Origin of the sequence: Streptomyces sp. (genome assembly GCF_035563135.1) — a bacterium.
Taxonomy (GTDB): Bacteria; Actinomycetota; Actinomycetes; order Streptomycetales; family Streptomycetaceae; genus Streptomyces.
Window position 1 is genome coordinate 1 of sequence record NZ_DATMVN010000234.1, and the last position, 3,744, is coordinate 3,744.

The window sequence follows — 3,744 nt, forward strand, 5'->3', positions numbered from 1 at the left end:
CAGGGGCCCGGGGCCCGCGGACAGCGGTGCGGCGAGCAGGGGCGGGGTGATCACCCGGCTGACCGCCGCGGTCGCCCGTGAGCGGTCGGCTCCGCGCGCGGCTGAACTCTCGTCGGCCGGCATTGTCGCTGTCCCCTCCACTGCTCGTGCCCGGGGCCGGCGCCGGGGGCCCCGGGCCTCCGGCGGTGCTGCTCGTGGCCGGGTCCCCGGCGCTCCGCTCCTCCGGGACCTCCTCCGGGACGGTACGACGCGGAGTCCGGGTCCGTCAGGCGCTCTCGTCGGCGAGCCGGCGGACCGCGTCCGCGAACGCCTCGCCCCGCTTGTTGTAGTTGACGAACATGTCCATCGAGGCGCATGCCGGGGCCAGCAGGACGGTGTCACCCGGCCGGGCCAGCCGTGCCGCTTCACGGACCGCTGCGGACATCGCCCCAGTGTCGGTCCGGTCGAGGTCGACCACCGGTACCTCGGGCGCGTGTCGCGCCAGTGCCTCGCGGATCAGCGCCCGGTCGGCGCCCATCAGCACCGCGCCCCTCAGCCGTTTCGCGGCTCCGCCGACCAGTTCGTCGAAGGTGGCGCCCTTGGCGAGGCCGCCGGCGATCCAGACGACCGGCTCGTAGGCCGCGAGGGAGGCTTCGGCGGCGTGGGTGTTGGTGGCCTTGGAGTCGTCGATGTACGTCACACCGGCGACGTCGGCGACGTGTTCGATGCGGTGGGCGTCGGGGCGGAAGGCCCGCAGCCCGTCGCGGACGGCGGCGGGCTGGACGCCGAAGGCGCGGGCCAGCGCCGCCGCGGCCAGGGCGTTGGCGATGTTGTGGGGAGCCGGCGGATCGACGTCGCCGACCTCGGCGAGTTCCTGGGCCTGCTTCTGGCGGTCGGCCACGAAGGCCCGGTCGACGAGGATGCCGTCGACGACCCCCAGCTGCGAGGGGCCCGGCGTACCGAGGGTGAAGCCGATGGCCCGGCAGCCCTCCTCGACGTCGGCCTCGCGCACGAGGTCCTCCGTCGCCCCGTCCTGCGCGTTGTAGACGCAGGCGACGCTGTTGCCCTCGTAGATCCGGCCCTTGTCGGCGGCGTAACCGGCCATGGAGCCGTGCCAGTCGAGGTGGTCCGGGGCCAGGTTGAGCACGGCTCCGGAGTGCGCCCGCAGCGAGGGGGCCCAGTGGAGCTGGTAGCTGGAGAGCTCGACGGCGAGTACGTCGTACTCCTCGTCGCCGAGCACCGCGTCCAGCAGGGACACCCCGATGTTGCCGACGGCGGCCGTGCGCAGGCCGGCCGCTTCGAGGATCGAGGCGAGCATCCGCACGGTCGTGGTCTTGCCGTTGGTGCCGGTGACCGCGAGCCAGGGGGCCGGCTTCCTGCCGTCCCGGTCCCGCAGCCGCCAGGCGAGTTCGACGTCGCCCCAGACGGGGACGCCCGCCTCGGCGGCTGCGAGGAAGAGGGGCTTGTCCGGCTTCCAGCCGGGAGCCGTGACGACGAGCTCGGTGGACTCGGGCAGGGTCGCGCCGTCGCCGAGGCGCACGGTGATCCCGAGTGCCTCCAGCTCGGCCGCCTGGGCGCGGGAGCGCTCGTCGTCGCCGTCGTTGACGACGGTGACGAGGGCCCCCCGCTCGTGCAGGGCGCGGGCGGCGGGGATACCGCTGACGCCGAGCCCGGCGACCGTGACGTGCTTGCCCTGCCAGTCCACGTTGCTCACTTCTTGGCTGCCCATCCCGCGTAGAAGAGGCCGAGTCCGACGATCACGCACATGCCCTGGATGATCCAGAAGCGGACCACGACAAGGACCTCGGACCACCCCTTGAGTTCGAAGTGGTGCTGGAGCGGCGCCATCCGGAAGACCCGCTTCCCGGTCATCTTGAAGGAGCCGACCTGGATGACCACGGACATCGTGATCATCACGAAGAGGCCGCCGAGGATGGCCATCAGGAACTCCGTGCGGGAGCAGATGGCCAGGCCCGCGAGCGCGCCGCCGAGGGCGAGCGAGCCGGTGTCCCCCATGAAGATCTTCGCGGGCGAGGTGTTCCACCACAGGAAGCCGAAGCAGGCGCCCATCAGGGCCGAGGCGACCACCGCGAGGTCGAGCGGGTCGCGTACCTCGAAACACGCCTGCGGGTTGGTGAGGGTGGTCGCGTTGGCGCAGGACTCCTGGAACTGCCAGAGACCGATGAAGGTGTACGCCCCGAAGACCATCACCGACGCGCCCGTGGCCAGGCCGTCCAGACCGTCCGTCAGGTTCACGCCGTTGGACATGGCGAGAATCATGAACAGGGCCCAGACGACGAACAGCACCGGGCCGATGGACCAGCCGAAGTCCTCGACGAACGAGAGCCGGGTCGATGCCGGGGTGTTGCCCCGGATGTCCGCGAACTGGAGCGAGAGCACCGCGAAGGCGACGCCGACGATCAGCTGGCCGGCCATCTTCGCCTTGGCCCGCAGACCCAGCGAGCGCTGCTTCACGATCTTGATGTAGTCGTCGAGGAAGCCGACGAGACCCATCCCGGCCATCAGGAACAGGACGAGGACGCCGGAGAAGCGCATCTCCTCGCCGGTGATCACCTTCGCCAGGACGTACGCGATGATCGTCGCCAGGATGAAGGCGATGCCGCCCATGGTGGGCGTGCCCTTCTTGCTGCCGTGGGTACGCGGGCCGTCGTCCCGGATGAACTGCCCGTAGCCCTTGCGGGCCAGAAGTTTGATCAGCAGCGGGGTGCCGACCAGGGTCAGGAAGAGCCCTATGGCCCCTGCGAAGAGGATCTGCCTCATCGGACGGCGACCTCGCCCTCGGTCGTCTCCAGCAGTGCCAGGGCGACCTTCTCCAGGCCGACCGACCGGGACGCCTTCACCAGCACGACGTCTCCCGGGCGCAGTTCACTGCGCAACAGGTCGACGGCCGCCTGTGCGTCGGACACGTGCACCGACTCCTCACCCCACGAACCCTCGTTATATGCGCCCAGTTGCAGCCAGGAGGCCTCTTGTCCTCCGACAGCGACGAGCTTGCTGACGTTGAGCCGGACGGCGAGCCGTCCGACCGCGTCGTGCTCGGCGAGCGACGCGTCACCGAGCTCGGCCATCTGACCGAGCACCGCCCACGTGCGCCCCCCGGCTGCCTGTCGGGCCTTGCCCATGGCGGCCAGCGCACGGAGTGCGGCCTTCATGGATTCGGGGTTCGCGTTGTAGGCGTCGTTGACGACCGTCACACCGTCCGGACGCTCGGTGACCTCCATGCGCCAGCGGGAGAGGGTGCCCGCCCCGGAGAGCGCATCGGCGATCTCGGTCACGGACATGCCCAGCTCATGGGCGACGGCGGCCGCGGCGAGCGCGTTCGACACGTGGTGCTCACCGTACAGGCGCAAGGTCACGTCGCTGCACCCGGTGGGTGTGTGGAGCGCGAAAGCGGGGCGGCCGTCGTCCGTGAGCCGTACGTTCTCTCCCCGTACGTCCGCATCCGGGGCCTCTCCGAAGAGGAGCACCCGGGCTTTTGTACGGGAGGCCATCGCCCGCACCAGCGGGTCGTCGGCGTTGAGGATCGCGGCGCCGTCCTCCGGGAGGACCTCCACGAGCTCGCCCTTGGCCCGGGCGATCGCCTCGCGGCTGCCGAACTCCCCGATGTGGGCGCTGCCCACGTTGAGGACCAGGCCGATGCGCGGCGGCGTCAGGTCGGCGAGGTAGTGGATGTGGCCGATGCCCCGCGCGCCCATCTCCAGCACGAGGTGGCGGGTCTCCGCCGTGGCGCGCAGCGCGGTGAGC

Annotated in this window: 3 protein-coding genes; all 3 read right to left on the reverse strand. The window is 71.2% G+C overall.

Features of this window, described 5'->3' with window-relative positions; all coding sequences use genetic code 11:
* Positions 1 to 265: 265 nt before the first annotated feature.
* Positions 266 to 1,708: a UDP-N-acetylmuramoyl-L-alanine--D-glutamate ligase gene (gene murD / locus VN520_RS10280; protein ID WP_325746560.1), complete on the reverse strand. Its 1,443-nt coding sequence runs from the start codon at positions 1,706 to 1,708 to the stop codon at positions 266 to 268.
* Positions 1,690 to 2,760, reverse strand: a complete 1,071-nt coding sequence (gene mraY / locus VN520_RS10285; protein ID WP_325746561.1) for a phospho-N-acetylmuramoyl-pentapeptide-transferase — start codon at positions 2,758 to 2,760, stop codon at positions 1,690 to 1,692. The genes murD and mraY overlap by 19 nt, the downstream gene beginning before the upstream one ends.
* A partial coding sequence (locus VN520_RS10290; protein ID WP_325746562.1) for a UDP-N-acetylmuramoyl-tripeptide--D-alanyl-D-alanine ligase occupies positions 2,757 to 3,744 on the reverse strand: 988 nt, incomplete at its 5' end. The genes VN520_RS10290 and mraY, both read right to left, overlap by 4 nt.

Coding starts and splice junctions, on each gene's coding strand:
- murD (WP_325746560.1), bottom strand. CDS start 1,708: ATGGGCAGCCAAGAAGTGAGCAACGTGGACTGGCAGGGCAAGCACGTC.
- mraY (WP_325746561.1), bottom strand. CDS start 2,760: ATGAGGCAGATCCTCTTCGCAGGGGCCATAGGGCTCTTCCTGACCCTG.